The following is a 1,031-nucleotide window of genomic DNA, read 5'->3' on the forward strand; positions in this document are numbered from 1 at the left end:
GGGTTTGTGGGGGTTTTGTTGGCCCCCCGGTGGTGGGGGGGGGTTGGGGGCCCCGCGCCCGGGGGGGGGGGGGGCCCGGGCACGGGGGACGGTCAGCCGAGGTCCTGGTCGACGTCGACGACGTCGGGCAGGCGGGTCCAGCCGGTGGGGGTCCAGATCTGCCAGTGCTGGCCGGGGCCGGCGGGGGAGTCGCGGTGCAGGGCGCGGGCTACCGCGCGGTGCCAGGTGGGGTCGGTGGTCAGCGGTGCGTTGGCGCTGGCGTAGGTGGTCGGGTACGGAGCCCCGGTGGGCTGGCCGTCGCCGTCGCGGATGTGCTGCATGAGTCGGATCGGGGTGCGGGTGGCGGCTAGCCGCTCGGCGACGGCTGCCGCGGTGATGTGCTCGCGGACCAGCTCGGCCAGCACGTCGGCGACGGTGGCGGGCTCGCCGGTGAACAGCCGGCACTGCTGGGCGTACTCGTCGAGTTCCCTGCCTCCGAGGGAGTTCGTCTGGTAGGTGGCGCTGCGGTGCGGGTGGCGCGGGTGGGTGGTGATCCAGCCGACGAAGCGGGCACCGAGGTACAGCCGGTGCTGCTCCGCATGGCCGGGGCCGGGCTGGGTGGGGCCGTCGACGCGGAGCTGGGTGTGCGGCACGGTCAGTCCGGTGTGCGGCAGGGTCACCGGCTCGCTGGTCGCCGCGATCACCGTGGCGTTGATCCAGGCCACGCGGACCGGGTTGGAGCGCGTGCAGGTGCGGCAGTCGATTGGCGCGGTGACGGCGGCACCGACCGTGACGGTGTCGCCTCGGGTGCTGGCCCCGCACGAGCCGGCGACGTAGCGGGGCTCGCCGGCCGGGCCCGTGATGCTGCTCAGGTTGCCGAGGTGGACGACGCGGCCTCGGCCGATGCGGACCGGTGCGAGCTGGGCGGGCCGGGTGTGGGTGCTGGTCATGGTCTCGATCCCTTCGATGTGCTGACGTGGGGCGGTGGGAGCGCCCGGGGGGCGCCCCCCCCGCCGCCCGCGCCCGTGGTGGGCCTGCGGCAGATGCGGGCG

Annotated in this window: 1 protein-coding gene; it reads right to left on the reverse strand. The window is 75.8% G+C overall.

Annotation, left to right across the window (positions count from 1 at the left end):
* Window positions 1-92: 92 nt before the first annotated feature.
* Window positions 93-929, reverse strand: coding sequence for a hypothetical protein (locus tag AB0E94_RS53305; RefSeq protein ID WP_357095942.1), 837 nt, complete (start codon window positions 927-929; stop codon window positions 93-95).
* Between the last annotated feature and the right edge of the window lie 102 nt (window positions 930-1,031).

The sequence above is a fragment of the Actinoplanes sp. NPDC026670 genome (assembly GCF_040638175.1).
GTDB lineage: Bacteria > Actinomycetota > Actinomycetes > Mycobacteriales > Micromonosporaceae > Actinoplanes.